We start from the raw sequence: 26,044 nt of genomic DNA on the forward strand, positions 1-26,044 counted from the left end.
TGAGGCGGACCCGGAAAACGCAGAAGACCCCAGATCAACTGGGGTCTTCGCCGGTGTCCGAGGGGGGACTTGAACCCCCACGCCCGATAAAGGGCACTAGCACCTCAAGCTAGCGCGTCTGCCATTCCGCCACCCGGACAAGGTGTCTGTCGTTCGCGGTGTGTTCCCCGCGGCGACATGGAAAACAATACCAGGGGTTCGACGCGCCTTTCACCTGCATATCCGGTGGTCAGTGGGGTGCGGCGTGCCGGTGCGACCTCGGCCTCCACGGTCCGCGGAGGTCGCGGGGCTACCTTCGCGTCCATGACTGATCGCGGCTACCGCCGGCCCCGTCCGCTGTCTCCCCTGCGCGAGCATCTGCGCGACACGTTCTGGTTCGCCCCGACCCTGGGGTTCGTCTGTGTGTTCGCGCTCTGGCTGGCCGCTTCCGCGGTCGACGAGGAGATCGTCGCGCTCCTCCAGCGGGAGGAGGCCTACGACGAGCTCGGCAGCCTGGTGTCGTTCGTCCAGGACGCGAAGACGATCGTCACCACGATCAGCTCGGCGATGATGACCTTCATCGGTGTGGTGTTCAGCATCTCGCTGGTCGCCGTGCAGATGGCCAGCGGGCAGCTCACGCCCCGGGTCGTGCGGATCTTCGTCCGCAGCCGGATCAGCAAGCTCACGCTGACGGTGTTCCTAGCGACGTTCCTGTTCTCGCTGCTGGTGCTGACCTCGTACGAGAGCGAGGCGGACCCGCGCCTGGTGGTCTCGGTCCCGCTGCTGCAGAGCATGCTCACGCTGGTGCTCGTCGGGCTGAGTCTGCTGCTGTTCATCGTCTACGTCAGCGCCACGCTGCGGCTCATGCAGGTCGGGCCGGTCGTGGACAAGATCGCGCGGGACTCGTTCCGGGTGCTCGGCCGGATGCCCCGGGGGCCGGGCGGGCCCGAGGGGCTGGGGCCGGAGACCGGGCGGGTGGTGCACGAGGGGCGGGCCGGGGTGCTGCGGGATGTGAACACGGCGCGGCTGGTCCGGGCCGCGCGGCGGCAGGACGTGGTGTTGCGGCTGATCCCCCGGATCGGGGACTTCGTGGTGCCGGGGACCCCGGTGGTCGCCGTCCACGGCGGGGCCGTGCCACCACGGAGCCGGTTGCGGTACACCGTTTCCGTCGGGGTGGAGCGCACCCTGCACCAGGACCTGGCCTTCGGGTTGCGCCAGCTTTCGGACATCGCGCTGCGGGCCCTGTCGACGTCCGTGAACGATCCGACCACCGCCGTCCAGTGCCTGGACCGGAGCATCCAGTTCCTCGCGGCCGTGGTGCGCCTGCCGCTCGGGACCGTCCACCACCGGGACCGGTCCGGCCGGGTGCGGCTGGTGCAGGAGGGACCTGGGTGGGAGGGCCTGGTGGATCTCGCGTTCGAGGAGATCCGGTGGTGCGTGGCCGGAAGCCCTCAGGTTTCGCGCCGGCTGCTGGCGGGGCTGGACGATCTGTTGCTGCTCGCTCCGGAGGAACGGAAGCAGCCCCTGGTACGGCACCGGGCGCTGCTGGTCCAGGCCGTGGAACGGACCGTACCGGTGGCCGCCGACCGGGAGTTCGCCCTGCTTCCGGACCGGCAGGGCATCGGGTAGGGGCACCGCGGACCTGCGCCCGGCCCGCCGGAGAGGATCCGGCGGGCCGGGCTTCGCGTGTCAGTCGCCGCAGCGGCCCTCGCGCAGGGAGTGCAGGTGCTCGCTCGACTTCCGGGCGAAGGCGAGCGACTCCACCGGGTTGTCGTGCTCGGCCTGCCAGTGGTGGTAGGTCCGGCCGTGGTGGGTCCGGTTGGTCACCTCGGACAGGAACGTCTTGTAGTCGATGTCCCCGTCGCCGACGTCCGACATGCGGTAGCCGTCGCGCGTCGTGTCGTCGCGGACGCCGTCCTTGACGTGGAACAAGGGGTAGCGGTCGGGGTGCTTGAGGACGTACTTCAGCGGGTCGAGGGGGGCCTTGGTGCCGTCGGCGCGCTTGCTGAAGCGGAACTGGGCGCAGTACGCCCAGTAGATGTCCAGCTCCAGGTAGACGAGGTCCGGGTCGGTCTCGGCGAGCAGGACGTCGTAGAGGCGGACCTTCGGCTTGTCGGTCGCGAAGGAGAACTCCTCGGCGTGGTTGTGCTGGTAGAACTTCATCCCGCGCTTGCGGGCGGCGGCCCCGTACTTGTTGAAGTCGTCGGCGGCACGCTTCCAGCCGTCCACGGTGGAGCCGTAGCGGAAGGGGCCCGAGGCCGTGCCGATGTGCTTGAGACCGAGGGCCTGGGCGTCGTCCAGGACCTTCTCCAGGTTCTGGGCGAAGGTGTAGGCGCCGGGGTTGTTGTCGTCGTAGTAGCCGACGTGGCTGCCGATCGGGTTCAGTCCGTGGTCCCGGGCCAGCCGCTTGAGCTGGGGCAGGGTGATGGGGCCGGCCGAGCCCTGGGTGTAGCCCGCGAGCTCGATCTCGTCGTAGCCGTACTTCTCCAGTTCGGCGAAGACGGGGGCGAAGCCGAGCGTGGAGATCTTGTCACGGAGGCTGTAGAGCTGGATGCCGAGGCGGCCGGGGGGCAGGACGGGCTTGCCCTTGCCGTGCCCGTGGTCATGACCGTGGCCGTGGCCCTTGCCGGGTCCCTGGGCGTGGTCCCGGCCGACGGCCTGGGCGCTCGCCGTGCCGATGATCGTGGCGGCGGTGGCTCCGGCGGCGACGCCGAGGATGTTGCGGCGGCTCAGTCTGCGGGCGAGTTCGGTGTCCTTGGAGGTGCGGCTCATGTTCGCGTGACTCCCTTGGGTGACGTGGGGTGAGCAGTGCGGTGCCGGGGCGTTGTCAGTGCAGTCCGGCAAGCTGGAGGAGCAGGGACTTCACCTCGGTGGCCCTGACCCGGTCGGTGAACGCATGGGGGGTGGAGCAGAGGATGAGCGGACCTTCGTCGTCGCTCTCGGGGAGGCGGCCGTGGCTGCCGCGAATAGGTGAGGGGTCCAGGGGGACGACCGCCATGCGGTAGCGCAGGCCGAGCTTCTTGCGGGCCACCGCCGACACGGCCTTGAGCCGTACGTAGGGGTCCTCGGGGTCCATGAACAGCTCGACGGGGTCGTAGCCGGGCTTGCGGTGGATCTCGACGAGCTGGGCGAAGTCGGGGGCGCGGGCGTCGTCGAGCCAGTAGTAGTACGTGAACCAGGCGTCCTTCTCCGCCACGGCGACCAGCTCGCCGGAGCGGGGGTGGTCCAGGTGGTGCGCCTTCTTGCCCTCGTCGTCCAGGAGCTGATCGATGCCGGGCAGGTCCGCCAGTGCCGCCCGCGTCGCTTCCAGGTCCTCGGGACGGCGTACGTAGATGTGGGCGAGCTGGTGGTCCGCGACGGCGAAGGCGCGTGAGGCCATCGGGTCGAGGTACTCCATGCCGTCCTGGGTGTGCACCTCCAGCAGGCCCGCCCGGCGCAGCGCCCGGTTGATGTCGACGGGGCGGCTCACGCGGGTGATGCCGTACTCGGAGAGCGCGACGACGGTGCGCCCCTCGGCGCGGGCGTCGGCCAGCAGCGGGGCGATGGCCCGGTCCAGGTCGGCGGCGGCCCGGTGGGACCGGGGGTCGTCGGGGCCGTAGCGCTGGAGGTCGTAGTCGAGGTGGGGCAGGTAGCAGAGCGCCAGGTCGGGGGTGCGGGTGGCGATGATGTGCCGGGTCGCGTCGATGATCCACTGGGAGGAGACCAGGTCGGCGCCCGGCCCCCAGAAGTGGAAGAGGGGGAACGTGCCGAGTTCGTCGGTCAGTTCGTCGTGCAGGGCGGGGGGCCGCGTGTAGCAGTCGGGTTCCTTGCGGCCGTCGGCGTAGTAGACGGGGCGCGGGGTGACGGTCCAGTCGGTGTCGGCGCCCATCGCGTACCACCAGCAGATGTTGGCGACGGTGTAGCCGGGGTGGGCGCGGCGGGCCGCGTCCCAGAGTTTGTCGCCCTCGACGAGCCCGTTGTGCTGACGCCAGAGCAGGACGTCTCCGAGCTCGCGGAAGTACCAGCCGTTGGCGACGATGCCGTGCTCGGCGGGCATCGTGCCGGTGAGGAAGGTGGACTGGGCGGCGCAGGTGACGGCGGGCAGCACGGTGGAGAGGGGGGCCAGCGCGCCCTGTTTCCCGAGGGCCGTGAGATTCGGCATGTGGGCGAGGAGCTGCGGGGTGAGGCCGACGACGTCGAGGACGAGGAGGGGGGTGGGGCCCTCGCGGTCTGCCGTGCCCGTGGTCGTTCCGGGGGCGTCGTTGCTCATGGCAGCTCCTTGAGGCCGAGGTCGACCAGGAGGTCGCGGGCGAGGGTGAGTTCGGCGGCGATGCCGTCGGCGAGCTGGGTGCGGGTGCGGGGACGCAGTTCGGCGGGCAGCGCCTGCCAGGTGTACGTCTCCACCTCCAGGTGCCGGGTCAGCGGCACCGGTCCCCCGACGAGCCGGGCGAGTGTGGTGCGGAGCACGGGCAGCGTGGAGGTGAGCGGGGGCGCGGGCGGTGCGTGCAGGGGGACGTGGAAGTGGGCGCGCCACGGGGTGGAGTCGGGGAGCGCCCGGCCGGCGACGGCCTCGTCCAGGTCGTCGGTGCCGCGCAGCCCGGCGGCCGTGCGCGTGCGGGTCTGGTGCAGGAAGCGCGGTTCGGCGAAGGCTGCCAGCGCGGTGCGGACCTCGGGCAGGTGGGGGTGTTCGGCGTGCAGGGCGGCGGAGAGCTGGGACTTGACCACCGGGATGCCTGCTGCGGCCAGGGCGTCGAGAGCGGTCTCCGGCTCCTCGAAGGAGGTCGCCAGGTGGCAGGTGTCGACGCAGATGCCGATGCGTTCGTGGCCGACTTCGGCGAGCGGGGCGATGGCGTCGGTGGTGGTCTCCACGGTGCAGCCCGGTTCCGGTTCGAGGCCGATCCGGATCGACTTGCCGGTTAGTTCGGCCAGCGCGTCCAGGCGCTGGGCGAGCGTGGTGAGGGCGGTGCGCGCGGTGCGGGCCGCCCCGGGATCGGTGTCGTAGGGGGTGCGCCAGGCCAGCGGGAGGGTGGAGATGGTGCCTTCGGTGACGTCGTCGGGCAGCAGGGCGGCCAGCAGCCGGGCGAGGTCGGCGGTGTGGGCGAGGCGGTCGGGTTCGGTCCAGTCCGGCCGGTACACCCGGTACTTGACCTCGGCGGCGCCGAAGCCCTCGTACGGGAAGCCGTTGAGCGTGACCACTTCGAGGCCCCGGCCGTCGAGTTCGGCGCGGAGCGCGCGGAGTTCGGCGGGGTCGTTGATCAGGGCCCGGGCGGCGTCCCTGGCGAGCCAGAGGCCGATGCCGAGCCGGTCCCGGCCGAGGCGGCGGCGTACGGGTTCGCAGTGGTCGCGGAGCTGGGCGCGGACGCCGTCCAGGGTTTCGGCGGGGTGGACGTTGGTGCAGTACGAGAGGTGGACCGTCGAGCCGTCCGGGTGGCGGAAGCGCATCGCTTCACTCCCCGCCGCGCAGGATGGAGTTGCCCTCGTGGAGCGGGTCGGGGGCCAGGACGTCCAGCTGGAGCCGGCCGCTCTGGCCGTAGAAGGCGACGGGGTTGCGCCACAGGACCTTGTCGACGTCGTCCTCGGTGAACCCGGCCTTGAGCATCGCGTCGGCGACCTTGCGGGTCTTGAGCGGGTCGCTCTTTCCCCAGTCGGCGGCGGAGTTGACGAGGATCCTCTCGGTGCCGTGGTTCCGCAGGATGGTGACCATGCGGTCCTCGTCCATCTTGGTGTCCGGGTAGATGGAGAACCCGGCCCAGCAGCCGCTGTCGGAGGCGGCCTTTACGGTTGTCTCGTTGAGGTGGTCGAGCAGGACGTGCTCCGGGGGGAGGTGCGATTCGCGGATGACGTCGATGGTGCGGTGCAGACCGGCGAGCTTGTCGCGGTGCGGGGTGTGGACGAGGGCGGGGAGCCCGTGGTCGGCGGCGAGCTGGAGCTGGGCGGCGAGGGCGTGGTCCTCGGCCGGGGTCATGGAGTCGTAGCCGATCTCACCGACGGCGACGACGGAGTCCTTGACGAGGTAGCGGGGCAGGGCGTCCAGGACGGGGGTGCAGCGGGGGTCGTTCGCCTCCTTGGGGTTGAGGGCGAGCGTGCAGTGGTGCGCGATGCCGTACTGGGAGGCGCGGAAGGGTTCCCAGCCGAGGAGCGCGTCGAAGTAGTCGAAGAAGCTGGCGGGCGAGGTGCGGGGCTGGCCGAGCCAGAAGGAGGGTTCGACGAGGGCGCGGACGCCCGCGTCGTACATCGCCTGATAGTCGTCCGTGGTACGGGACGTCATGTGGATGTGGGGGTCGAAGATGCGCATCAGGACTCCTCCGTGGGGGCGGCAGGGGTGGTGAGGGCCAGAGCGAGGGCGGTGCGCAGGTCGGCCGGGACGTCACGGCCGGCGGCGGTCCGCTCGGCGGCGAAGTCGCGGAGCATCCGGGCGAGTTCGGCGTCTCCGCGGGCTCTCTCGCCGAGCCGGGCGACGGCGTCCACCGGCACCCCGGTGAACAGGCACTTCAGCACGGCGTGGCGCCAGGCGTGCGGGTCGAGGCGGGCCGCGGCGTACGGGCCGACGGCGGCGGCCACCAGCCGGGTGTCGTTGGTGCGCAGGGCGTCCTCGACGAGCGGGAGGGCACTGTCGCCGAGGCCGAGGCGGTCCAGGGTGAGCAGGACGGCGCGGCGTTCGGCGGCGGTGCCCTGTTCGTAGAGCCGGGTGACGGAGGGCAGCGGGGCGCGGGCCTCGGTGAGCAGGAGGGAGCGTACGGAGTCGGCGTGGGCCTGTCCGCAGTGCCGGCCGGCGGCGGCGTAGCGGAGTTCCCAGGGCGGGGAGGCGTACGGCGAGTCGGGCGGGGGGGTACCGGCGTCGCCGCCGGCCTGGGCGCGGGCGGCCGCGTCGTGGGCGGCCTCGGCCAGGGCCCCGTCGAGCCAGGCGCGGGCGGCGCCGTCGAGTTCGGCGTCGAGCTCCTTGCGGGACTTCAGCACGGGACTCCCCCCTTGGTCATGGCGTCGCGCAGGAAGCCGATGGAGGTGCGGGCGAGTTCGGGGCCCGCGTGCGAGTGGCGGGGCAGTTCGACGACGGTGAGGCCCCGGTAGTCGCAGGCGGCGAGGGCGGCGAGCACGGGTGGGAAGTCGATCTCGCCCTCCCCGAACGGGAGGTGCTCGTGGACTCCGCGCCGCATGTCCTCGATCTGGACGTGCCGGAGCCAGGGGGCGGAGTCCTGGACGCAGCTCACGGGGGACGCATCCTCCAGGCACTGGCAGTGGCCGATGTCGAGCGTGAGGCCGAGGGGGCCGGGGTCGCCGAGGAGACCGCGCAGGTGGTGGAAGTCGGCGAGGGTGGCGAGGAGGTGACCGGGTTCGGGCTCGATGGCGAGGGGGATGCCCGACCGGTCGGCGGCTTCGAGTACGGGGGTGATCGCTTCGGTCAGGCGCTTCCAGGCGGTCTCCGTCGAGGTGTCCGGCGGGGTGATGCCGCTGAAGCAGTGGACGGCGTGCGCGCCGAGTTCGGCGGCCACGTGCACGGCGCGCACGAGCAGCGCGGTGCGCGCGGCCCGGGCGTCGGGGTCCGGGTCGAGAAGGGAGGGGCCGTGCTTGCGGCGCGGGTCCAGGACATAGCGGGCGCCGGTCTCGACGGTGACCCGGAGCCCGAGGGAGGTGAGCCGGCGCCGGACCTGGCGGGTGCGCTCGGCGAGGTCCGGGGCCAGGGGGTCCAGGTGCATGTGGTCGAGCGTCAGGCCGACGCCCTCGTAGCCGAGGTCGGCGAGGAGCCCGAGGGCGTCGTCGAGGCGGAGGTCGGTGAGCCCGTTGGTGCCGTAACCGAGGTGGAGGGTCATGTGGGGCTCACCTTCCGGGCGAGGGAGCGGGCAAGGGGGACGAGCGCCATGAGGGCGAGGCCGGAGCCGGGTGCGCCGGCCCGGGCGGCGAGCGCTGCCTGGAGCGGGATCATGGCCCGGATCCCGCCGCCCACCGCCCGCTGGGTCAGGGGTGGGGACGGGTTGAGGGCGGCGTGCAGGAGGGGCGGCCCTGCGGTGCGGAGGTAGGCGGCGGTGAACGCGGTGAGCAGGAGGGGGGTGAGCGCGGGGGCGGTGGGGTGGTGCGGGTGGTCCGGTCGGTGGCTGCTGCCCGGCGCCGTCGCAGCGAGCCCTGGCGTGGCGGGCTCCCCCGGTCGCTGCCGCTGGTGCGTCGCGACCACGGCCGCGGCCAGCGCCGCCGTCGTGGCGAGGACCGCGAGCGGTACGGCGGTGGACCCGCCCTGCGCCTCGTGGCGGGACACGGCGGTGACGCCGTAGGTGTGCGCCCCGAGCACCAGGGCGGCGGAGAGCGCGGCCAGCGGGGAGCGCGCGGAGCCGGCGGCTCGGGCAACGTTGTCGGGGCCGGTGGGCGGTACGGCCCCGAGCCGCGCCGGACGCGTGGCGCGGGGGCCCGGCCCCGTACCGGCGTACGCCGTCGCCGTCGCTCCGAGCAGCAGGTCCAGGGAGCGGGCGGCGGCCATCGCCGCCGGGCCCGCCTTCGTGTGCTTCAGGTGGAGGTCGTAGGCCCAGACCGTGGCGGCCAGGCCCGTGGCGACGGCCAGGGCCGGGCGGCCCGCCCGCGCCGCGAGGGCGAGGCCCGCCGCTGTCAGCACCCCGGCCGCGCCCAGGGCGGCGGACGGGCTGATGCGGCCCGACGGGATCGGCCGGTGCGGGCGGTCCACGGCGTCCTCCTCGCGGTCCGCCCAGTCGTTGAGGGCCATCCCCGCCTCGTACAGGCAGAGCGAGGCGCCGATCGCGAGCGCGGTGCCCCGGCCGGGGCTGCGGCCCACCGCCGCGGCCCCGGCCAGCGCGTCACCCGGCACGGAGAACAGTGCGGAGACCCGGAAGAGCTCGGTCCAGGCCCGCACCGTGTCCCCTCTCCCGCGTCCGGAGGACGGTCGGTGCCTGTCCGGTGCGGGCGCAGTCCCACCCGTACCGGACAGGCCGTCATCGGGGGCGGCGGCCGGCCTGCCGCCCCGTACGGCGCGGCCGTTCAGCCCCGCCGGAGCCGCCCGCAGGCCGGGCGGAAGCGCCCCGAGCGCCGAGCGCAGCAGCCGCCTCACGCCTGGCCCCGCAGCCGCTCGGCGAAGGCCAGCAGGGTGGCGTACTGCTCGGCGAGCGCGGCCGAGGTGCCGCCGTCGGGGTCCTTGAAGTAGAAGCCCAGCTCGGGCCGGGGGCCGCTGAGTCCCGCCTCGTGGGAGCGGGCGAGCAGCCGGGCCAGGTCCAGGACCAGGGGGGCGGCGAGGGCCGAGTCGCAGCCCTGCCAGATGGTCTGGAGGACCATCCGGGAGCCGAGGAAGCCGTCGAAGGCGATGTGGTCCCAGGCCGTCTTCCAGTCCCCCATCGCGGGTACGTCGTCGATGTGGACCTCGCCCTCGGGGGCGGTGCCGAAGGTGTCGGTGAGGACGCGTTCCTTGCCAGCGTTCTTGGCGGCGGCCGCGGCCGGGTCGGCGAGCGCCGCCCCGTCCCCGCCGCCCAGCAGGTTCGACCCGGACCAGGCCCGTACGGGCAGGGCTCGCTGGAGGAACATCGGGGCGAGCACGGAGCGGAGCAGCGTCTGGCCGGTCTTGCCGTCGCGTCCCGCGTGGGGAAGTCCGCAGTCGGCGACGGTGTCGGTGAGCGCGGGGGCGCGCAGGCCGGTGGAGGGGGTGAAGTTGGCGTAGGAGCAGCCGGCCCGGAGGGCCGCCGCGGCGTAGAGCGAGCTGGCGGGGAGGCGGTGGTCGTCGGGGCCGGGGGCCGGCTCGGTGGAGGAGACGTTGATGACGACGGTGCGGGCCAGCTCGTGGCGGTGGGCGAAGTCGGTGAGGTCGGCCGCGAAGGCGGCGATGAGTTCCTCGTCGGTGCGGGTCTCGCCGGGAAGCGGGCCGCCGGGGCGTATCTCGGCGTCGGCCGCGTCGAGTTCGGCGCGGACGGCGCTGGGGAGGCGGTGGGGCAGCACGCCGCCCTCGGCCAGTGCCTCGGCCCGTTTGGCGAGCGGGCAGTCCAGGGTGTCGTGTCCGCCGAAGACCAGCGTGGTCAGGGGCGGCAGGCCGCTGTCGGCGAAGGGGGGTGTCTCGGTGACCATGCCGGTCGGCGGGTGGAGGCCGGCCGCGATGGCGGCGCATCCCGCGGTGGCGGTGGTGGCGACGGAGCCGCGCGCTCCGATGAACCAGACGCCTGTGCGACCTGAAACGTCGGCACGGCCTGGAACGTCGGTACGGACTGGAGCGTCGGTACGGCCTTCACGATCGGCATGTGCGGTCACGGGCTGCCTCCCTGGGGGATGTCGGGGGTGGAGGACGGCGGGCGGGGGAAGGTGTGAGTGCTTCCCCCGCCCGTCGTCGGCAGAGGTGGCCGCCCTACGTCGAGGGCAGCTCCTTCAGTTGGATGTTGCGGAAGGACACCTGGTCGTCGGCTCCGTGGTTCTGGAGGCCGATGTAGCCGTCCTTCAGGCTGCGGGCCGGGTCGGTGTTGGTGAAGTCGTTGATCTTCGCTCCGTTGAGGAAGACCTGCAGACGTTCGCCCTGGACCTTGATCTCGTAGCTGTTCCACTGGCCCGGCGGCCGCAGGACGCGGTCACGGGCCTTGATGTTCGCGGACTTGAAGGTGTAGACGGCGCCCGTGGTGCGGTCGGCGGCATCGGTGGCGTCGATCTGGATCTCGTAGCCGTTGTTCACCGCCGACCAGGGGTCGTCCGACTCCGGGAAGCCCACGAAGATACCGGAGTTGTCGTCACCGGCCATCTTCCAGTCGAGCTTGAGCGAGTACGCCTTCAGCTCCTTGGCCTGGTAGGTGAGCAGGCCCATGCCGCCTTCGGAGTGCAGGGCGCCGTCACTGACGGAGAACTTTCCGGGGCCGGCCTGCTTCCAGCCTTCCAGCGTCTTGCCGTTGAAGATGGGCCGGTAGTCCTTGTCCGGCTTGCAGTCGGCCTTGACCTGTCCGGTGGCGTAGCGCAGTCCGCCCGACACGTGCTGGCGGAAGGCCGGTTCGGCGTAGGACTCCTTGGTGTGGCCGAGGCCGGTGTAGAAGGAGCGGCCGCCCTGGTAGGTCTGGCACCAGGAGATCGGGTGGTCGCCCTTCATGTTGCCGCCGGTGTAGGTGGTCTCGTCCAGGGTGGCCAGCACCTTCGCCTTGTCCCGGGGGTTGGTGCGGTAGTTGTACCACTCGTCGGTGCGCTCCCACTCCTCGTCCAGGTGCGCGGTGGCCGGATGGTCGTGGTCCTCGACGCGGACGGTGGCGGGCTGGATCTGCGGGTGCGAGTCGAAGTAGGCGCCGACGAGGCCGCCGTAGAACTCCCACTCGTACTCGGTGTCGGCGGCCGCGTGGATGCCGACGTAACCGCCGCCGGTGGCGACGTAGTTCTCGAACGCCTTCTGCTGTTCGGCGTCGAGGACGTCACCGGTGGTGGAGAGGAAGGCGACGGCGTCGTAGCGGGCGAGGTTGCTGGTGGTGAACTGGGCGGCGGACTCGGTGGAGTCGACCGTGATGTTGGTGTCCTTGCCGATCTCCTTCAGCGCGGCGATGCCGGCCGGGATCGAGTCGTGGCGGAATCCGGCGGTCTTGGAGAAGACCAGGACGCGCTTGGCGGTCTTGTCGACCGGGCTGTTGGAGAGTTCGAAGTCGTCGATGTCGTAGAGCGCGCCGTCGCCGCCCTTGAAGACGAGGAAGAGTTCGGTCTGCTTCTTGGGCGCTCCGCGCAGCGGGATGTCGATGTCCTGGAAGGTGTCCCAGCTGCCGGTCACCGGGACCGGGCCCGAGCCGAGGATCTTGCCGGTGGGCGATCCGCTGCGCACTTCGAGGAAGCCGCCCGAACCGGCCGACGAGATACGGGCGGTGAGCTTGGTGGTGCCGCCCAGGACGTAGGTGTCGAAGGAGATCCAGTCGTCGTTGTGGATGTCACCGACGGTCTTTCCGCCGTGTGCGCTCGACTTGCTCGGCGTGGTGACGCCGGAGGAGTCGTCGTAGTGCTCGGCCTGCCGGTGCCGGGGCTGGAGCCGCGAGGTGTCCTTGCCGGTCAGCTTGGCCTGGCCGCCACCGCCGTTGTCGGTGTAGGAGGCCGAGATGCCGCCGTAGATGTTGGCGTTGGGGTCATGGCCGCCTTCCATGGCGGTCTTGATGGTGCCTTCGCAGCCGTGCTCGGTGGTGATGTCGTGGCCGTGGCTGTCGTGGCCCAGGGTGAACTTGACCTCGACCTTGGTGCAGTCGATGGTCCCGTCCTCCGGGTCGCTGACGTTGACCTTGAACGGCACGGAGTCACCGAAGGCGAAGAGCTGGCCGTCCTCGGGGAGCACCAGCTCCACGGTGGGGGCGGTGTTGCCGACGGTCACATGGACGCTGGCCGATCCGGTGCGGCCGGTCGGGTCCTCGGCGGTGAGGGTGGCGGTGTAGGTGCCGTTCTTCTTGTACGTGTAGGTGGGGTTGGCAGCGGTGGAGGTGCCGCCGTCACCGAAGTCCCAGGCGTACGTGAGGGGGTCGCCGTCGCCGTCCGCGGTGCCGGCCGAGGAGAACTTCACCTTCAGGGGCGCGGTGCCGGAGGTCTTGTTGGCCGAGGCCTCCGCGATGGGTGAGCGGCCTCCGGTGGCGTTCTCGATGCGGTAGAGCGCGGAGTTCTCGTCGCCGCCGAACCAGGCGAGGCCGTAGTCCAGGACGTAGAGCGCCCCGTCCGGGCCGAAGGCCATGTCCATGATCTGCGTACCGGACCACGGCACGTCGTTGATGGACTGGACGGCACCGTCGGCGTCCTGCTCGATGCGCTTGATCCACTTGCGGCCGAACTCACCGGCGAAGAAGTCGCCGTCGTAGGCCTCGGGGAACTTGACCGGGGAGTCGAGGTCCGCGTCGTAGCGGTAGACCGGTCCGCCCATCGGGGACTCGGAGCCGGTGCCGAACTCGGGCAGCGAGCCGCCGTCGTACGGGATCCAGGCGGCCTCGGCGGGCGGCAGGTCGACGAGGCCGGTGTTGTGCGGCGACTCGTTCTTCAGGTTGGCGCAGTCGAAGGCGGCGCCGGAGGTCTTGGTGGCGAAGTCGTAGTCGACGTACGGCTCGTTCTCACCGACGCAGTAGGGCCAGCCGAAGTTGCCGGCCTTCGTCACCCGGGCGAACTCCACCTTCCCGGACGGCCCGCGCTTCGGGTCGGCCGAGCCGGCGTCGGGGCCGTAGTCACCGACGTACACGATGCCGGTGGCCTGGTCGACGGAGAAGCGGAACGGGTTGCGGAAGCCCATCGCGTAGATCTCGGGGCGCGTCTTGTCCGTCCCGGGCTCGAAGAGGTTCCCCTCGGGGACGGTGTACGAGCCGTCCTCGGCGACCTTGATGCGCAGGATCTTGCCGCGCAGGTCGTTGGTGCTGCCGGAGGTGCGACGGGCATCGAACGCCGGGTTGCGGTCCGGGCGTTCGTCGATCGGGGTGAAGCCGTCGGAGGCGAAGGGGTTGGTGTCGTCGCCGGTGGAGAGGTAGAGGTTCCCGTCCTTGTCGAAGTCGATGTCACCGCCGACGTGGCAGCAGATGCCGCGCGAGGTGGGGACGTCCAGGACCTTCTTCTCGCTGGCGGTGTCGAGGGTGCCGTCCTCGTGGAGGACGAAGCGGGAGAGCCGGTTGACCCCGTCGAACTTCGCGAAGTCGGCGGCGGTGCCCGTCTCCGGGGCGTCGCCCGCAGGTGTGTCCAACGGAGGTGCGTAGAAGAGGTAGATGGCCCGGTTCTCGGCGAAGTCGGGGTCGACACCAACGCCTTGGAGGCCTTCCTCGTCGTGCGTGTACACGGGGAGCGTGCCGGAGACCTTGGTGTTGCCGGCGCTGTCGGTGATCCGCAGCTCGCCGTTGCGTGAGGTGTGCAGCACGCTGCGGTCGGGGAGGACGGCGAGCGACATGGGCTCGCCGGTCTCCTCCGCGCCCTTGGCGAGGGTGACCTGCTGGAAGTCCTCCGCCACGGGCTCCTCGTGGCCCGGGTGACCGGGGTGGGCGGAGGCGCCGGGGGCGGAGCCGAGGGTCAGGGTCGCGGCGGCGAGGAGTCCGCCGGTGAACAGCGCGAGCGATTTACGGACGCGGGTCCGGGCCAGGAGCCGCTTTCTGGTTCTGTGCACGTGGTCCTCCGGGGAGTGCCGGTTGTACGGGCGGGTGGAGCTGCCGTGCCGCGCGGGGACTGCCGCGCGTGCGTCACCGGAGACGGGAGCGACCCCGGTGACGCGAGTCATGTCGTGTACACGTGGTGGACGGTAGACCTGTTCGTCCGGGACGGAAAGCCCTTGTGCAACGGTGAAGTCGAACTTCTGCTTCCGCCAGGACAAAGGAGATTCCGGGCAGCGCGAGGCAGCCCCGGGGGCACTTCACGAAGACCTTGCCCCGGGGCTTTCCCTTCCCGGTGGTGCTACTCGCCGCCGCCGAAGGCCGCGTCGAAGGAGGCCGACGGCGGGTCGAAGTCGAACCGCTTGAGGCTGGCAAGCGCTTCCGGAGCGCCGGTCAGCCGGTCCATGCCCGCGTCCTCCCACTCGACGGAGACCGGGCCCTCGTAGCCGATGGAACGGAGCATCCGGAAGACGTCCTCCCAGGGCACGTCACCGTGGCCGGCGGAGACGAAGTCCCAGCCGCGCCGGGGGTCGCCCCACGGCAGGTGCGAGCCGAGGCGGCCGTTGCGGCCGTCGAGGCGCTTGCGGGCCTCCTTGCAGTCCACGTGGTAGATCCGGTCCCGGAAGTCGTAGAGGAAGTTGACCGGGTCGAGGTCCTGCCAGACGAAGTGGCTCGGGTCGAAGTTCAGCCCGAACGCGGGCCGGTTGCCGACCGCTTCGAGGGCGCGCTTGGTGGTCCAGTAGTCGTACGCGATCTCGCTCGGGTGCACCTCGTGGGCGAAGCGCACCCCCTCGGCGTCGAAGACGTCCAGGATCGGGTTCCAGCGCTCCGCGAAGTCCTCGTAACCCCGCTCGATCATGTGCGGCGGGACCGGCGGGAACATGGCGACCAGGTGCCAGATCGAGGAGCCGGTGAACCCGATGACCGTGTCCACGCCGAATGCGGCGGCGGCACGGGCGGTGTCCGCGATCTCGGCCGCCGCCCGCTGCCGTACACCTTCGGCCTCGCCGTCGCCCCAGATGCGGGCGGGCAGGATGCCCTGGTGGCGTTCGTCGATCGGGTTGTCGCAGACGGCCTGTCCGACGAGGTGGTTGGAGATCGCGAAGCACTTCAGCCCGTACTTGTCGAGCAGTTGGTGCCTGCTGTCCAGGTAGCCGGGGTCGGCGAGGGCCTTGTCGACCTCGAAGTGGTCTCCCCAGCAGGCGAGTTCGAGACCGTCGTAGCCGAAGTCCCGGGCGTGGCGGCAGACCTCCTCCAGCGGGAGGTCGGCCCACTGGCCGGTGAAGAGGGTGAAGGGGCGGGGCATGGGCGACTGCCTCCTAGGACGACGGGACAGGGGTGTGTACGGAGTTCTTCGCGGCGCTCTCCTCGACGGCGGCCAGCACCCGCTGGACCTGGAGGCCGTCCGCGAACGAGGGCCGGGCCGGGGTGCCCTCGGTGATCGTGCGGACCACGTCACGGGCCTGGTGGACGAAGGTGTGCTCGTACCCGAGGGCGTGGCCCGGCGGCCACCAGGCCTCCAGGTAGGGGTGTTCGGGTTCGGTGACCAGGATGCGCCGGAAGCCGGCGGTGGCGGCGGGTTCGGTGTGGTCGTGGAAGGACAGCTCGTTGAGCCGCTCCAGGTCGAAGGCGAGCGAGCCGAGCTCCCCGTTGATCTCCAGCCGCAGCGCGTTCTTGCGTCCGGCCGCCATCCGGGTCGCCTCGAAGGAGGCCAGTGCTCCGGAGGCGAGGCGGCCTGTGAAGATCGCCGCGTCGTCCACGGTCACTTCGCCCCGCTCCACCGCGTCCGCCGCACCGGAGAGCGCGGCGGACGTACCGGCCGGCGTACGGGAGAGCAGGGGCCGCTCCCGTACGAAGGTCTCGCTGACCGCCGACACACCGGTCAGCAGCTCCCCCGCCAGGTACTGGGCGAGGTCCACGATGTGCGCTCCCAGGTCGCCCAGCGCGCCCGACCCGGCGTGTTCGCGCTTGAGCCGCCAGGTGAGCGGCGAGGCCGGGTCGACCAGCCAGTCCTGGAGGTAGCTGGCGCGTACGTGGCGCAGGGTGCCGAGGCGGCCGTCCGCGATGAGCTGCCGGGCGAAGGTGATGGCGGGCACCTTGCGGTAGTTGAAGCCCACCATCGCCACCTGGCCCCGGGCCTCGGCCGCTTCGGCGGCCCGGACCATGGCCTCGGCCTCGGCGACCGTGTTGGCGAGCGGCTTCTCGCACAGCACGTGTTTGCCCGCCTCCAGGGCGGCGATGGCGATCTCCGCATGGCTGTCGCCGGGGGTGCAGATGTCGATCAGCTGCACATCGTCCCGGGCGATCAGCGCCCGCCAGTCGGTCTCCGCGGCCGCCCAGCCGTGCCGGGCGGCGGCGGCGTCGACGGCCGCCCGGTCGCGTCCGCAGATCGCGGCGAGAGAGGGACGCACCGGCAGGTCGAAGACGTGGCCCGCGGTGCGCCACCCCTGCGAGTGGGCGGCACCCATGAACGCGTATCCGACCATGCCGACCCCGAGCGTTCCTCGCGCCTGCTGCGGCGGCGGTGCTGCGGTCTGCGTTTCCGTCTCTTGACTACGGGCCATGCGGACTTCCTCCTCATCGGTGTGCGGTAACGGGCCGGGGGATGCGCTCGCCGCATCCCCCGGAGTCCCGGTCAGTTGAAGCCCGTCGGCAGGTACTGATCGATGTTGTCCTTGGTCACGACCGCGGAGTACAGGGTCAGGGAGGTCGGGATCTCCATCTCGGAGAGGCCGCTGACGCCCTTGCTCTGGCCGAGTGCCCGTGCCAGGTCGATTGCGGAGGCGGCCATCGTCGGCGGGTAGAGGACGGTCGCCTTGATGACCGAGTTGTCGGCCTTGATGGCGTCCATCGCGGACTTCGCGCCGGCGCCGCCGACCATGATGAACTCGTCGCGGCCCGCCTGCTGGATGGCCCGGAGCGCGCCGACACCCTGGTCGTCGTCGTGGTTCCACAGGGCGTCGATCTGCTTCTGCGCCTGGAGGAGCTGGGCCATCTTCGCCTGGCCCGACTCGACGGTGAATTCGGCGGCCTGACGGGCCACCAGCTTGATGTTGGGGTAGTTCTTGAGCGCGTCGGCGAAGCCCTGGCTGCGCTGCTTGGTCAGCTCCAGGTTGTCGATGCCGGCGAGCTCGACGACCTTGGCGTTCGCCTTGCCCTTGAGCTGTTCGCCGATGTAGTGCCCGGCGTTGAGGCCCATGCCGTAGTTGTCGCCGCCGACCCAGCAGCGGTAGGCCTGCGGGGAGGCGAAGATCCGGTCCAGGTTGACGACGGGGATGCCCGCCTTCATCGCCTCCAGGCCGACCTGGGTGAGCGCCTTGCCGTCGGCGGGGAGGATGACGAGGACGTCGACCTTCTTGTTGATGAGGGTCTTGACCTGCCCGATCTGGGCGGCGGTGTCGTTGGAGCCCTCGGTGATCTCCAGCGTCACCTCGGAGTACTTCTCCGCCCGGGACTTGGCGTTCACGTTGATGGCGTTGAGCCAGCCGTGGTCGGCCTGCGGTCCGGCGAAGCCGATGGTGACGGGCTTGCCCGGCTTGTCGTCGGCGGCGGGCTGGCTGTTGCTCGCGGGCTGCGCGTTCTTCGGCTCGTTGCTGGTGCAGGCGGTGAGGAGCGCGCCCGCGGAGATGGCTGAGGCTCCGAACAGCAGCCCTCTGCGGCTGGTTTCTGGCATGACGGTCTGACCCTTCATCCGGTGGGTGACGTGGGAAGTGCGGCTCAGGACGGGTAAGTACGTCTCAGGATGGGCGAGTTGCTCAGGTCTCCCCGCCGCGCAGGGTGCGGCGCTGGACGAGGACGGCGGCGACGATGATGGCGCCCTTGGCGATCTGCTGGACGTCGCTCTGGAGGTTGTTGAGCGCGAAGATGTTGGTGATCGTGGTGAAGATCAGGACACCGAGCACGGAGCCGACGATGGTGCCGCGGCCGCCGCTGAGCAGGGTCCCGCCGATGATCGCGGCGGCGATGGCGTCGAGCTCGTACAGGTTGCCGTTGGTGTTCTGGCCGGAGCCGGCCAGCACGATCAGCATGAAGGCGGCGATTCCGCAGCACAGCCCGGAGAGCAGGTAGAGGTACAGGCGCTGGCGGCGGACGTCGATCCCGGCGAGCCGGGCGGCCTCCGCGTTGCCGCCGACGGCGACCGTGCGGCGGCCGAAGGTGGTCCGGTTGAGGACCAGCCAGCCGATGACGGTGACCGCGGCGAACATGATGACCAGCGGCGGGATCCCGAGGATGTAGGAGTCCGGCAGGCCCAGGTTCAGGACGGAGTCGACGGTGACGATCTGGGTCTTGCCGTCGGTGATCTGGAGGGCCAGACCGCGCGCCGAGGCGAGCATGGCGAGCGTCGCGATGAACGGGACCATACCCCCGTACGCGATGAGCACACCGTTCACGAGTCCTGCGGCGAGGCCGACGACGACCGCGGTGAACGCGATGCCGGCGAAGCCGTACTCCTGGGTGGCCAGGGTCGTCGCCCACACCGAGGCGAGGGCGACCATGGCCCCGACGGAGAGGTCGATGCCGCCGCTGATGATGACGAAGGTCATGCCGACGGTGACGACACCGATGACGGAGGCCTGCGTCAGGATCAGCTGGAGGTTCCCGGTGTCCAGGAAGGAGTCCGGTTCGGTGATGCCGCCGACCAGGATCAGGGCGGCGAGGACACCGAGCAGGGACAGGATCCGGACGTCGAGCCGCAGGCCCAGGGCCGGCCGGCCGCCGCCCGGTTTCGAGGGCGGCGCGTCGGAGGGGCCGGCGAGGGCCCCCTTGTCCGGCCCGTTGTGCTGCGCCGACGGGGCGGGCTGTGTCATGGCGTCGGGCTCCCTTCCATCACGAGGTCGAGTACGCGGTGCTCGTCGAGCTCCTGGGCGGGGGCAGCGTGGACCACGCGACCCTCCCGGAGCACCAGCACCCGGTCGGCGAGGCCCAGGACTTCGGGCACTTCGCTGGAGACGAGCAGTACGGCGAGGCCTTCGTCGGCCAGCCGGCGGATCACGGCGTAGAGCTCGGCGCGGGCGCCGACGTCCACGCCGCGGGTGGGTTCGTCGAGCAGCAGGACCCGGCAGCCGCGCAGCAGCCAGCGGGCGAGGACGGCCTTCTGCTGGTTGCCGCCGGAGAGGGTGCGGACGGGGGTGTCCGGGTTGTCCGGCCGCAGCGAGAGTTCGCGGGTGGCCTGTTGCGCGGCCCGCCGCTCGCCGCCCCTGTCGATCCAGCCCACCCGGGCGAACCGGGAGAGGGAGGAGACGGAGACGTTACGGGTGACGGACTCGGTCATCAGCAGGGCCTGGGCCTTGCGCTCCTCGGGGGCGAGGCCGATCCCCGCGGCGACGGCGGCGCGGACGCTGCCGGGGCGGAGCTGCCTGCCCGCGACGGTGACGGTCCCCGTGCTCGCCTTGCGGGCGCCGTAGATCGTCTCCAGGATCTCCGAGCGGCCGGAGCCGACGAGTCCGGCGAGGCCGACGATCTCACCGGGCCGCAGTTCGAGGTCGACGGGGGCGAACTCGCCCTTGCGGGAAAGGCCTTGGACTTTCAGGACGGGTTCCGTGATGTTCACGGAGGCCTCGTCCGGGCGTGGCGGGAAGACGTATTCGACGTCTCGGCCGGTCATCATGGCAACGATGTCGCGTGTCGGGGTGTCGGCGGCGGGCAGCCCGACCGCGACCGCCCGGCCGTCCTTCAGCACGGTGACCCGGTCTCCGATGCGGCGGATCTCCTCCAGCCGGTGCGAGATGTAGACGACGGCGACCCCGTCGGCGGTCAGGCTGTCGACGATCCGGAAGAGGTTGTCGACCTCGTCGGGGTCGAGTGCGGCGGAGGGCTCGTCCATCACGATGAGCCGTACGTCGTGGGAGAGGGCCCGTGCCATGGAGACGATCTGCTGCTGGGCGGCGGAGAGGTCACCGACCGCCCGGGCGGGGTCGATCTCCGAGTGACCGAGGCGGGCGAGGAGCGCTTTGGCGGCCGAACGCCCCTCCCCCGTACGGACGATGAAGCCCGCGCTGGTCGGTTCGTGGCCGAGGAAGACGTTCTCGGCGACCGACAGCCCTTCCACCAGGTCGAGTTCCTGGTAGATGGTGGCAATTCCCAGGCGCATGGCGGCGATCGGGGACTTGAGCCGGACGGCTTCGCCGCGCCAGGTGATCTCGCCGTCGTCGGGCTGGTGGGCCCCGGCGAGCACCTTGATGAGGGTGGACTTGCCCGCGCCGTTCTGGCCGAGGAGGCAGTGGACCTCGCCGGCCTGGACCTCCAGGTCGACGCCGTCCAGGGCGCGTACGCCGGGGAAGGACTTGGTGATGCCGGACATGGTGAGCAGGGGTGGTTCTGGTGCCATGACGAATCCCCTCGGCGAATGGGGTCTCCCCGGTCCGGGCGGGTGCCGGTCGTTCGGGGAGGGCCGGTGAGCGGGCAGGGCGCAGGGCTGGAGGTGCCGTGGAGCCGGCGGCACCGCGAGCGGCTGCTGACGGGTGGTACGTGACGAGTACCTGACCAAGACGGTGGTGCGTACGGTGCTGGGTGCGGGTGAGGCGATCGGCGCGGGGTGACCGGGTGGGGCAGTTGGCGCGGGTGTGACGGGTGCGGGTGAGGCGGCGGGGCGGGGGTGACCGGGTGGGGCTTTTCTAGTGCGGTCAGGCCGGTGAGAAGAGGTGGTCGCTGATGAGCCGGGCCGCGCCGATCACTCCGGCGATGGGGCCCAACTCGCCCAGCACGATGGGGAGATTGCCGGTGGCCAGGGGCAGGGACTGCCGGTAGACCTGGGTGCGGACACTGGCGAGGAGGTTGTGACCGAGGCCGGTGACCCCGCCGCCGATCACCACCAGACCGGGATTGAAGAAGCTGACGAGGCCGGCGATGACCTGCCCGACCCGGTTGCCGCCTTCGCGGATCAGGTCGAGCGCGGCCGCGTCCCCGGCCGCCGCCGCGGCGGCCACATCGGCGGCGGTGAGACGTCCCGCCACCTCCAGCCGGGCCGCGAGCTCGGGCGAGCGGCCCTCACGGGCGGCGTCCTCCGCGTCGCGGGCCAGGGCGGCACCGCTGAAGTGGGCTTCCAGGCAGCCCTTGTTGCCGCAGGCACAGGCCCGGCCGTCCGGTTCCACCTGGATGTGCCCGATGTCCCCGGCGCTGCCCGTCGTACCCCGGTAGACCTCACCGCCGACGACGATCCCGCAGCCGATACCCGTACCGATCTTGACGCAGAGGAAGTCGCCCACGGAACGGGCGACGCCCGCGTGCTGCTCACCCATCGCCATGAGGTTCACGTCGTTGTCGACCATGACGGGGCAGCCCAGATCCTGGCTGAGCGCCTCGCGGACCGGGAAACCGTCCCAGCCGGGCATGATCGGCGGCGCGACCGGCACGCCTTCGGGGAAGCGGACGGGGCCGGGGACCCCGATGCCCGCGCCGTCGAAACCTTCGGCGAGGCCGGAGGCCCTGAGCTTGGCCGCCATCGCCAGGACCTGCTCGAAGACGGCCACGGGCCCCTCGCGCACGTCCATCGGCTGGTTGAGGTGTCCCAGTACCTCCAGCTCCGCGTTGGTGACGGCGACATCGATGGAGGTGGCGCCGATGTCGACCCCCAGGAAGCGCAGTTCGGGGGCGAGCCGGATGTTGTGCGAGCGGCGCCCGCCACGGGATGCGGCGAGTCCGTCGGCCACCACCAGGCCGGTCTCCAGCAGCCGGTCCACCTCGACGGCGAGCTTGGAGCGCGAGAGGTCGACCTGATCACCCAGTTGCGCACGGGAGTTGGGGCCCCCGTCACGCAGCAGTCGGAGCAGCCGTGCCTGATGCGCGTTCGCGGGTCGTGCCGTCATACGTCTCACGCGTCCCTCCCCGCCACATCCGGCCAGTCCGTCGGGCTTTCGAGGGGAACGTAGCAGCGCTTTCCCGGAGTGGGAAGAAGTTGCGCAGGAATCAGCCCCAACTTTCTCCACACCCAGGACAAAGGTGGACCGGGAACGCTCAGGGGCAGCGGATGACCTGACCGGCGTACGAGAGGTTTCCGCCGAAACCGAAGAGCAGTACGGGTGCGCCGGAGGCGACCTCCCCGCGTTCCACGAGCTTGGAGAGCGCCATCGGGATGGAGGCGGCGGAGGTGTTCCCGGAGTCGACCACGTCCCGCGCGATGATCGCGTTGACCGCGCCGATCTTCCGGGCGACCGGCTCGATGATGCGCAGGTTGGCCTGGTGCAGGACGACGGCGGCCAGGTCCTCAGGTGCGACGCCCGCCTTCTCGCAGACCTTGCGGGCGATGGGGGGAAGCTGGGTGGTGGCCCAGCGGTAGACGGACTGCCCCTCCTGCGCGAAGCGCGGCGGCGTGCCCTCGATCCGTACGGCGTTGCCCATCTCCGGCACCGATCCCCACAGCACCGGTCCGATCCCGGGGCCGCCCGGGGTGTCGGGGGCGGACGGGTCGGCGGTGACGACGGCGGCGCCCGCGCCGTCGCCGAGCAGGACGCAGGTGGTGCGGTCGGTCCAGTCCGCGATGTCACCCATCTTGTCGGCGCCGATGACCAGCGCCCGGGTCGCCGCACCGGCCCGGATCGTGTGGTCGGCGACGGCCAGGGCGTGCGTGAAGCCCGAGCAGACCACGTTGATGTCCATGACGGCGGGCGAACCCATGCCCAGCCGCGCCGCGACCCGCGCCGACATGCTCGGGGACCGGTCGATGGCGGTGGAGGTGGCCACCAGGACCAGATCGATGTCGGAGGGCTGCAGACCGGCGGCGGCAAGCGCCTTGGCACCCGCGTGTGCGGCCAGCTCGTCGACCGGCTCGTCGGGGCCGCCCACGTGCCGGGTCTTGATGCCGACCCGGCTCGTGATCCACTCGTCGCTCGTGTCGACCATGGCCGCCAGATCGTCGTTGGTGAGCACCTTGGCGGGCTGGTAGTGGCCGAGCGCCACGACACGTGAGCCGGTCATTCGGGTTCCCATCGTTGGGTAGGGCAGGAAACATCCAGTCTTGGTCGCTACCGCCCAGTACAAGGGCACGTGATCCCACAGGAATCCGGCCCACACGTTGGAGCATTGACAACAGCCCGGCCCCCGTGCTGTGCCGACGAGGTGCGTGTGCAGGACAATGACGGGGCCAGGCTTCGGCTCCGCACACCGACAGAATCGGGTTCAGCCTCATGGGACGGGTCACCGAGCGCCGCCGCACCCTCCGTATCCGGGACGGTGCCGTCTCCTCCCGCGCCGACACGCTGGTCGCGGAGGAGCCCCTGGAGATCCGGCTGAACGGAAAGCCGCTGGCCATCACGATGCGCACCCCGGGTGACGACTTCGCGCTGGCGGCGGGGTTCCTGGTGAGCGAGGGCGTGATCGCCGAGGGGGAAGAGGTGCAGTCGATCGTCTACTGCGCCGGGGCGACCGCCGACGGGGTGAACACGTACAACGTGGTGGACGTACAGCTCGCACCCGGGGTCGTGGTCCCCGACATCACGCTGGAGCGGAACGTCTACACCACCTCCTCCTGCGGCCTGTGCGGCAAGGCCAGCCTGGACGCGGTGCGCACCACCACCCGGCACCCGGTCGGTGACACTCCCCCGGTACGCGTGACGCCCGAGCTGCTCGCCGCCCTCCCGGACCGGCTGCGGGCCGCGCAGAAGGTGTTCGACCGGACCGGGGGGCTGCACGCGGCGGCTCTCTTCTCCGAGGAGGGCGAGCTGTTGGACGTCCGGGAGGACGTGGGGCGGCACAACGCTGTCGACAAGCTGGTGGGCCGGGCGCTGACGGACGGGCGGCTGCCGTTGTCGCGGGCGGTGCTGCTGGTCTCGGGGCGGGCCTCGTTCGAGCTGGCGCAGAAGGCGGTGATGGCCGGGATCCCGGTGCTCGCGGCGGTCTCGGCACCGTCCTCGCTGGCGGTGGACCTGGCGGCGGAGAGCGGACTGACCCTGGTGGGGTTCCTGCGGGGGCCCTCGATGAACGTGTACGCGGGTGAGCACCGGATCGCGCTGGAGGCGGGGGTCCACTGACGGCCTCGCCAGCCGGCCGGGAAGCCCCGGGGCTCACTCCCCGGCGAAGGACAGCCCCTCGGCGGCCAGCGCCTCGCGCAGCACCCTGATCGCCTTCGGGCCGACCCCGTGCAGCGCCAGCGCCTCCGCCGCCGTCACCTCGGTGAGCTGGGCGAGCCGGGTGTAGCCGGCGTGCCGCAGAGCGCCGCGGGCGGGGTTGCCCGCGCCGTGGGGAAAGTCGTCCTCGGGTTCGGTGGGCCGGTCGGCCATGACGGTCCTCCAGGTCGGCGCGGATCAGCGGTGGTGGGCAGCGGTCAGCGGCAGTCCACGCGGATCAGGGCCGGTCAGCGGTCACGAAGTCACCGTAACCGCCGGATCCGACACCGGCCCGGAACCGGCGTCCTCCCGGTCCCGCACCGGCTCCCGCTCCGGTTCCGGGTCCCGCGAGCGGCGTTTGGCGATGACCGCGCAGACCATCAGCTGCATCTGGTGGAAGAGCATCAGCGGCAGCACGGCGAGGCTCGCGTGCGCCCCGAACAGCACGCTCGCCATCGGCAGCCCCGCCGCCAGGCTCTTCTTCGACCCGGCGAACTGGATGGCGACCCGGTCCTCCCGGTCGAAGCCGAGCCGCCGCGCCCCCTACCAGGTCAGCGCGAGCATCACGGCCAGCAGGACCGCCTCCGCCGCGAGCAGGCCGCCGAGCCGGGCCGGGGTGACCTGGCTCCAGACGCCGGCGACCATGCCCTCGCTGAACGCGGTGTAGACGACCAGCAGGATCGAGCCACGGTCCACCAGACCGAGCACCTTCTTGTGCCGGGTCAGGAAGCCGCCGACCCAGCGGCGCAGGAACTGTCCGGCGAGGAACGGCACGAGCAGCTGGAGCACGATCTTCAGCAGCGAGTCCGCCGAGAAGCCGCCACCGGTGGAGCCGAGCAGGAGGGCCGCGAGCAGCGGGGTGAGGAAGATCCCGGTGAGGCTGGAGAAGGACCCGGCGCAGATCGCGGCGGGCACGTTGCCCCGGGCGATCGAGGTGAAGGCGATCGAGAACTGGATCGTCGACGGCACCAGGCACAGGAAGAGGAAGCCCGCCTGGAGCTCGGGCGTCATCACATACGGAACCAGCCCCCCGCTCGCCAGTCCCAGCAGCGGAAGGATGAGAAACGTGCAGGCCAGGACGGTGAGGTGGAGCCGCCAGTGTTTCAGCCCGTCCAGCGCCTCGGCGGTGGAGAGCCCGGCCCCGTAGAGGAAGAAGAGCAGGGCGACCGCCCCGGTGGAGGCCCCGCCCGCCACGTCGGCGGCGGCACCCCGGGCGGGCAGCAGCGCGGCGATGACGACCGATCCGGCAGTCCACAGTCAGCCAGCACGTCCGGCGGCTGGAGGAGGCGGCGGGCCGGCAGATGTTCGTCCGGGACACCCATCGGGTCGACCTGACCGAGGACGGGGAGGCGATGCTCGGTTTCGCCCGGACGATCCTGCGGGCGCACGAGCGGGCCGCGGCGTTCTTCGCGGGCACCCGGCTGCGCGGCCGGCTCCGCTTCGGGGCGTCCGAGGACTTCGTGCCGACCCGGCTGCCGGAGATCCTGGAGTCGTTCCGCCGCGACCATCCGGAGGTCGAACTGGAACTCACGGTGGAGCTGTCCGGGACGCTGCACCGGCAGCTGGAGGCGGGCAGGCTCGACCTGGTGCTGGCCAAGCGGAGGACGGGCGACACGCATGGCGAGCTGGTGTGGCAGGACGCGCTGGACTGGATCGGCGCGCCGCAGCTGCGGATCGATCCGGAACGTCCGGTGCCGCTCATCGTCCTCCCGCCGCCGGGCATCACCCGGGCGCCCTGGAGGTGCTGGAGGAGCACGGGCGGGCCTGGCGGATCGCCTGTACGAGTACGAGCCTGAGCGCCCTGGTCGCGGCGGCGCGGGCGGGGCTGGGGGTGATGGTGCACTCGCGGGGGCTGATCCCGCCGGGGCTCGTGCCCGTTCCGGCGCGGGCGGGGCTGACGGAGCCGGGCGGCGTCGGCTTCGTCCTGCTGCACGGGGAGCGCCGGGACGCGGCGCAGGAGGCGGCGGACGCGCTGGCGGCGGCCATCCTGGCGGGCGGGGACCGGCTGCACCGGGGAAT

Annotated in this window: 19 protein-coding genes, 1 tRNA gene and 2 pseudogenes; 3 read left to right on the forward strand and 19 right to left on the reverse strand. The window is 71.6% G+C overall.

The window, feature by feature from the left end; all coding sequences use genetic code 11:
• Window positions 1-54: 54 nt before the first annotated feature.
• Window positions 55-139, reverse strand: a tRNA-Leu gene (locus ACK8N7_RS05165).
• A 164-nt stretch (window positions 140-303) separates the two neighbouring features.
• On the opposite strand from ACK8N7_RS05165, the gene ACK8N7_RS05170 reads away from it, so the two are divergent.
• Window positions 304-1,608: a DUF2254 domain-containing protein gene (locus ACK8N7_RS05170; RefSeq protein ID WP_403210276.1), complete on the forward strand. Its 1,305-nt coding sequence runs from the start codon at window positions 304-306 to the stop codon at window positions 1,606-1,608.
• 60 nt (window positions 1,609-1,668) lie between these two features.
• On the opposite strand, the gene ACK8N7_RS05175 is transcribed toward ACK8N7_RS05170, so the two are convergent.
• The 16 genes from ACK8N7_RS05175 to ACK8N7_RS05250 all read right to left on the reverse strand — a co-directional run bounded on the left by ACK8N7_RS05175 (window position 1,669) and on the right by ACK8N7_RS05250 (window position 22,898).
• Window positions 1,669-2,751, reverse strand: a complete 1,083-nt coding sequence (locus tag ACK8N7_RS05175) for a sugar phosphate isomerase/epimerase family protein (RefSeq protein ID WP_500441161.1) — start codon at window positions 2,749-2,751, stop codon at window positions 1,669-1,671.
• 55 nt (window positions 2,752-2,806) lie between these two features.
• Window positions 2,807-4,228: an alkaline phosphatase family protein gene (locus ACK8N7_RS05180; RefSeq protein ID WP_403210272.1), complete on the reverse strand. Its 1,422-nt coding sequence runs from the start codon at window positions 4,226-4,228 to the stop codon at window positions 2,807-2,809.
• Entirely contained in the window at window positions 4,225-5,400 is a 1,176-nt protein-coding gene (eboE, locus tag ACK8N7_RS05185) for a metabolite traffic protein EboE (RefSeq protein WP_500441163.1), read from the reverse strand. The genes ACK8N7_RS05180 and eboE overlap by 4 nt, the downstream gene beginning before the upstream one ends.
• 4 nt (window positions 5,401-5,404) lie before the next feature.
• Window positions 5,405-6,253 (reverse strand): TatD family hydrolase, encoded by an 849-nt coding sequence (locus tag ACK8N7_RS05190; RefSeq protein WP_500441165.1) that lies wholly within the window; start codon window positions 6,251-6,253, stop codon window positions 5,405-5,407.
• On the reverse strand, window positions 6,253-6,915 hold the full coding sequence (locus tag ACK8N7_RS05195) for an EboA domain-containing protein (protein WP_500441167.1): 663 nt from the start codon (window positions 6,913-6,915) through the stop codon (window positions 6,253-6,255). The genes ACK8N7_RS05190 and ACK8N7_RS05195 overlap by 1 nt, the downstream gene beginning before the upstream one ends.
• Entirely contained in the window at window positions 6,909-7,766 is an 858-nt protein-coding gene (locus tag ACK8N7_RS05200) for a sugar phosphate isomerase/epimerase family protein (RefSeq protein ID WP_500441168.1), read from the reverse strand. Before ACK8N7_RS05200 ends, ACK8N7_RS05195 begins: the two co-directional genes overlap by 7 nt.
• A complete protein-coding gene (locus ACK8N7_RS05205; protein ID WP_500441170.1) occupies window positions 7,763-9,007 on the reverse strand; it encodes an SCO3242 family prenyltransferase in 1,245 nt (414 codons plus the stop codon). The genes ACK8N7_RS05200 and ACK8N7_RS05205 overlap by 4 nt, the downstream gene beginning before the upstream one ends.
• Complete coding sequence (locus ACK8N7_RS05210) at window positions 9,004-10,188, reverse strand: inositol-3-phosphate synthase (RefSeq protein WP_500441172.1); 1,185 nt, start codon at window positions 10,186-10,188, stop codon at window positions 9,004-9,006. The genes ACK8N7_RS05205 and ACK8N7_RS05210 overlap by 4 nt, the downstream gene beginning before the upstream one ends.
• A gap of 94 nt (window positions 10,189-10,282) precedes the next feature.
• Complete coding sequence (locus ACK8N7_RS05215; protein ID WP_500441174.1) at window positions 10,283-14,002, reverse strand: ThuA domain-containing protein; 3,720 nt, start codon at window positions 14,000-14,002, stop codon at window positions 10,283-10,285.
• A 284-nt stretch (window positions 14,003-14,286) separates the two neighbouring features.
• Window positions 14,287-15,291: a sugar phosphate isomerase/epimerase family protein gene (locus ACK8N7_RS05220; protein WP_403210256.1), complete on the reverse strand. Its 1,005-nt coding sequence runs from the start codon at window positions 15,289-15,291 to the stop codon at window positions 14,287-14,289.
• 13 nt (window positions 15,292-15,304) lie between these two features.
• The gene (locus tag ACK8N7_RS05225) at window positions 15,305-16,549 is read right to left on the reverse strand and encodes a Gfo/Idh/MocA family protein (RefSeq protein WP_403210254.1); all 1,245 of its coding nucleotides are present in this window, start codon (window positions 16,547-16,549) and stop codon (window positions 15,305-15,307) included.
• 71 nt (window positions 16,550-16,620) lie between these two features.
• Window positions 16,621-17,658 carry a substrate-binding domain-containing protein gene (locus ACK8N7_RS05230; RefSeq protein ID WP_391457550.1) on the reverse strand — a complete coding sequence of 346 codons (1,038 nt, stop codon included), beginning with the start codon at window positions 17,656-17,658 and terminating at the stop codon, window positions 16,621-16,623.
• A gap of 82 nt (window positions 17,659-17,740) precedes the next feature.
• On the reverse strand, window positions 17,741-18,793 hold the full coding sequence (locus tag ACK8N7_RS05235; RefSeq protein WP_403210252.1) for an ABC transporter permease: 1,053 nt from the start codon (window positions 18,791-18,793) through the stop codon (window positions 17,741-17,743).
• Window positions 18,790-20,313 (reverse strand): sugar ABC transporter ATP-binding protein, encoded by a 1,524-nt coding sequence (locus ACK8N7_RS05240; RefSeq protein WP_403210250.1) that lies wholly within the window; start codon window positions 20,311-20,313, stop codon window positions 18,790-18,792. Before ACK8N7_RS05240 ends, ACK8N7_RS05235 begins: the two co-directional genes overlap by 4 nt.
• A 295-nt stretch (window positions 20,314-20,608) precedes the next feature.
• Window positions 20,609-21,790 (reverse strand): ROK family transcriptional regulator, encoded by a 1,182-nt coding sequence (locus ACK8N7_RS05245; RefSeq protein ID WP_500441177.1) that lies wholly within the window; start codon window positions 21,788-21,790, stop codon window positions 20,609-20,611.
• A 148-nt stretch (window positions 21,791-21,938) separates the two neighbouring features.
• Window positions 21,939-22,898 carry a beta-ketoacyl-ACP synthase III gene (locus ACK8N7_RS05250; protein ID WP_032756999.1) on the reverse strand — a complete coding sequence of 320 codons (960 nt, stop codon included), beginning with the start codon at window positions 22,896-22,898 and terminating at the stop codon, window positions 21,939-21,941.
• A gap of 209 nt (window positions 22,899-23,107) precedes the next feature.
• Between ACK8N7_RS05250 and fdhD the strand changes: the two genes are divergently transcribed.
• A complete protein-coding gene (fdhD, locus tag ACK8N7_RS05255) occupies window positions 23,108-23,950 on the forward strand; it encodes a formate dehydrogenase accessory sulfurtransferase FdhD (RefSeq protein ID WP_403210246.1) in 843 nt (280 codons plus the stop codon).
• Window positions 23,951-23,983: 33 nt separating this feature from the next.
• Here fdhD and ACK8N7_RS05260 read toward each other — a convergent pair whose 3' ends face one another.
• Both ACK8N7_RS05260 and ACK8N7_RS05265 read right to left on the reverse strand, forming a co-directional pair.
• Window positions 23,984-24,199 (reverse strand): helix-hairpin-helix domain-containing protein, encoded by a 216-nt coding sequence (locus tag ACK8N7_RS05260; RefSeq protein WP_403210244.1) that lies wholly within the window; start codon window positions 24,197-24,199, stop codon window positions 23,984-23,986.
• Window positions 24,200-24,280: 81 nt separating this feature from the next.
• Window positions 24,281-25,282, reverse strand: a pseudogene (locus ACK8N7_RS05265) (bile acid:sodium symporter family protein).
• On the opposite strand from ACK8N7_RS05265, the pseudogene ACK8N7_RS05270 reads away from it, so the two are divergent.
• Window positions 25,267-26,042 (forward strand): annotated as a pseudogene (locus ACK8N7_RS05270) (LysR substrate-binding domain-containing protein); the annotation flags it as partial. The pseudogenes ACK8N7_RS05265 and ACK8N7_RS05270 sit on opposite strands and share 16 nt — an antisense overlap.
• Between the last annotated feature and the right edge of the window lie 2 nt (window positions 26,043-26,044).

This window comes from Streptomyces griseobrunneus (assembly GCF_046713465.1).
Classification (GTDB): domain Bacteria; phylum Actinomycetota; class Actinomycetes; order Streptomycetales; family Streptomycetaceae; genus Streptomyces; species Streptomyces microflavus.

Bases quoted from the DNA above. Each gene is read 5' to 3' on its own strand.
- ACK8N7_RS05170 (WP_403210276.1), top strand. From the start codon at position 304: ATGACTGATCGCGGCTACCGCCGGCCCCGTCCGCTGTCTCCCCTGCGC.
- ACK8N7_RS05175 (WP_500441161.1), bottom strand. From the start codon at position 2,751: ATGAGCCGCACCTCCAAGGACACCGAACTCGCCCGCAGACTGAGCCGC.
- eboE (WP_500441163.1), bottom strand. From the start codon at position 5,400: ATGCGCTTCCGCCACCCGGACGGCTCGACGGTCCACCTCTCGTACTGC.
- ACK8N7_RS05250 (WP_032756999.1), bottom strand. From the start codon at position 22,898: ATGACCGGCTCACGTGTCGTGGCGCTCGGCCACTACCAGCCCGCCAAG.
- ACK8N7_RS05200 (WP_500441168.1), bottom strand. From the start codon at position 7,766: ATGACCCTCCACCTCGGTTACGGCACCAACGGGCTCACCGACCTCCGC.
- ACK8N7_RS05225 (WP_403210254.1), bottom strand. From the start codon at position 16,549: ATGGCCCGTAGTCAAGAGACGGAAACGCAGACCGCAGCACCGCCGCCG.
- ACK8N7_RS05220 (WP_403210256.1), bottom strand. From the start codon at position 15,291: ATGCCCCGCCCCTTCACCCTCTTCACCGGCCAGTGGGCCGACCTCCCG.
- ACK8N7_RS05190 (WP_500441165.1), bottom strand. From the start codon at position 6,253: ATGCGCATCTTCGACCCCCACATCCACATGACGTCCCGTACCACGGAC.
- ACK8N7_RS05240 (WP_403210250.1), bottom strand. From the start codon at position 20,313: ATGGCACCAGAACCACCCCTGCTCACCATGTCCGGCATCACCAAGTCC.
- ACK8N7_RS05230 (WP_391457550.1), bottom strand. From the start codon at position 17,658: ATGCCAGAAACCAGCCGCAGAGGGCTGCTGTTCGGAGCCTCAGCCATC.
- ACK8N7_RS05260 (WP_403210244.1), bottom strand. From the start codon at position 24,199: ATGGCCGACCGGCCCACCGAACCCGAGGACGACTTTCCCCACGGCGCG.
- ACK8N7_RS05245 (WP_500441177.1), bottom strand. From the start codon at position 21,790: ATGACGGCACGACCCGCGAACGCGCATCAGGCACGGCTGCTCCGACTG.
- ACK8N7_RS05180 (WP_403210272.1), bottom strand. From the start codon at position 4,228: ATGAGCAACGACGCCCCCGGAACGACCACGGGCACGGCAGACCGCGAG.
- fdhD (WP_403210246.1), top strand. From the start codon at position 23,108: ATGGGACGGGTCACCGAGCGCCGCCGCACCCTCCGTATCCGGGACGGT.
- ACK8N7_RS05235 (WP_403210252.1), bottom strand. From the start codon at position 18,793: ATGACACAGCCCGCCCCGTCGGCGCAGCACAACGGGCCGGACAAGGGG.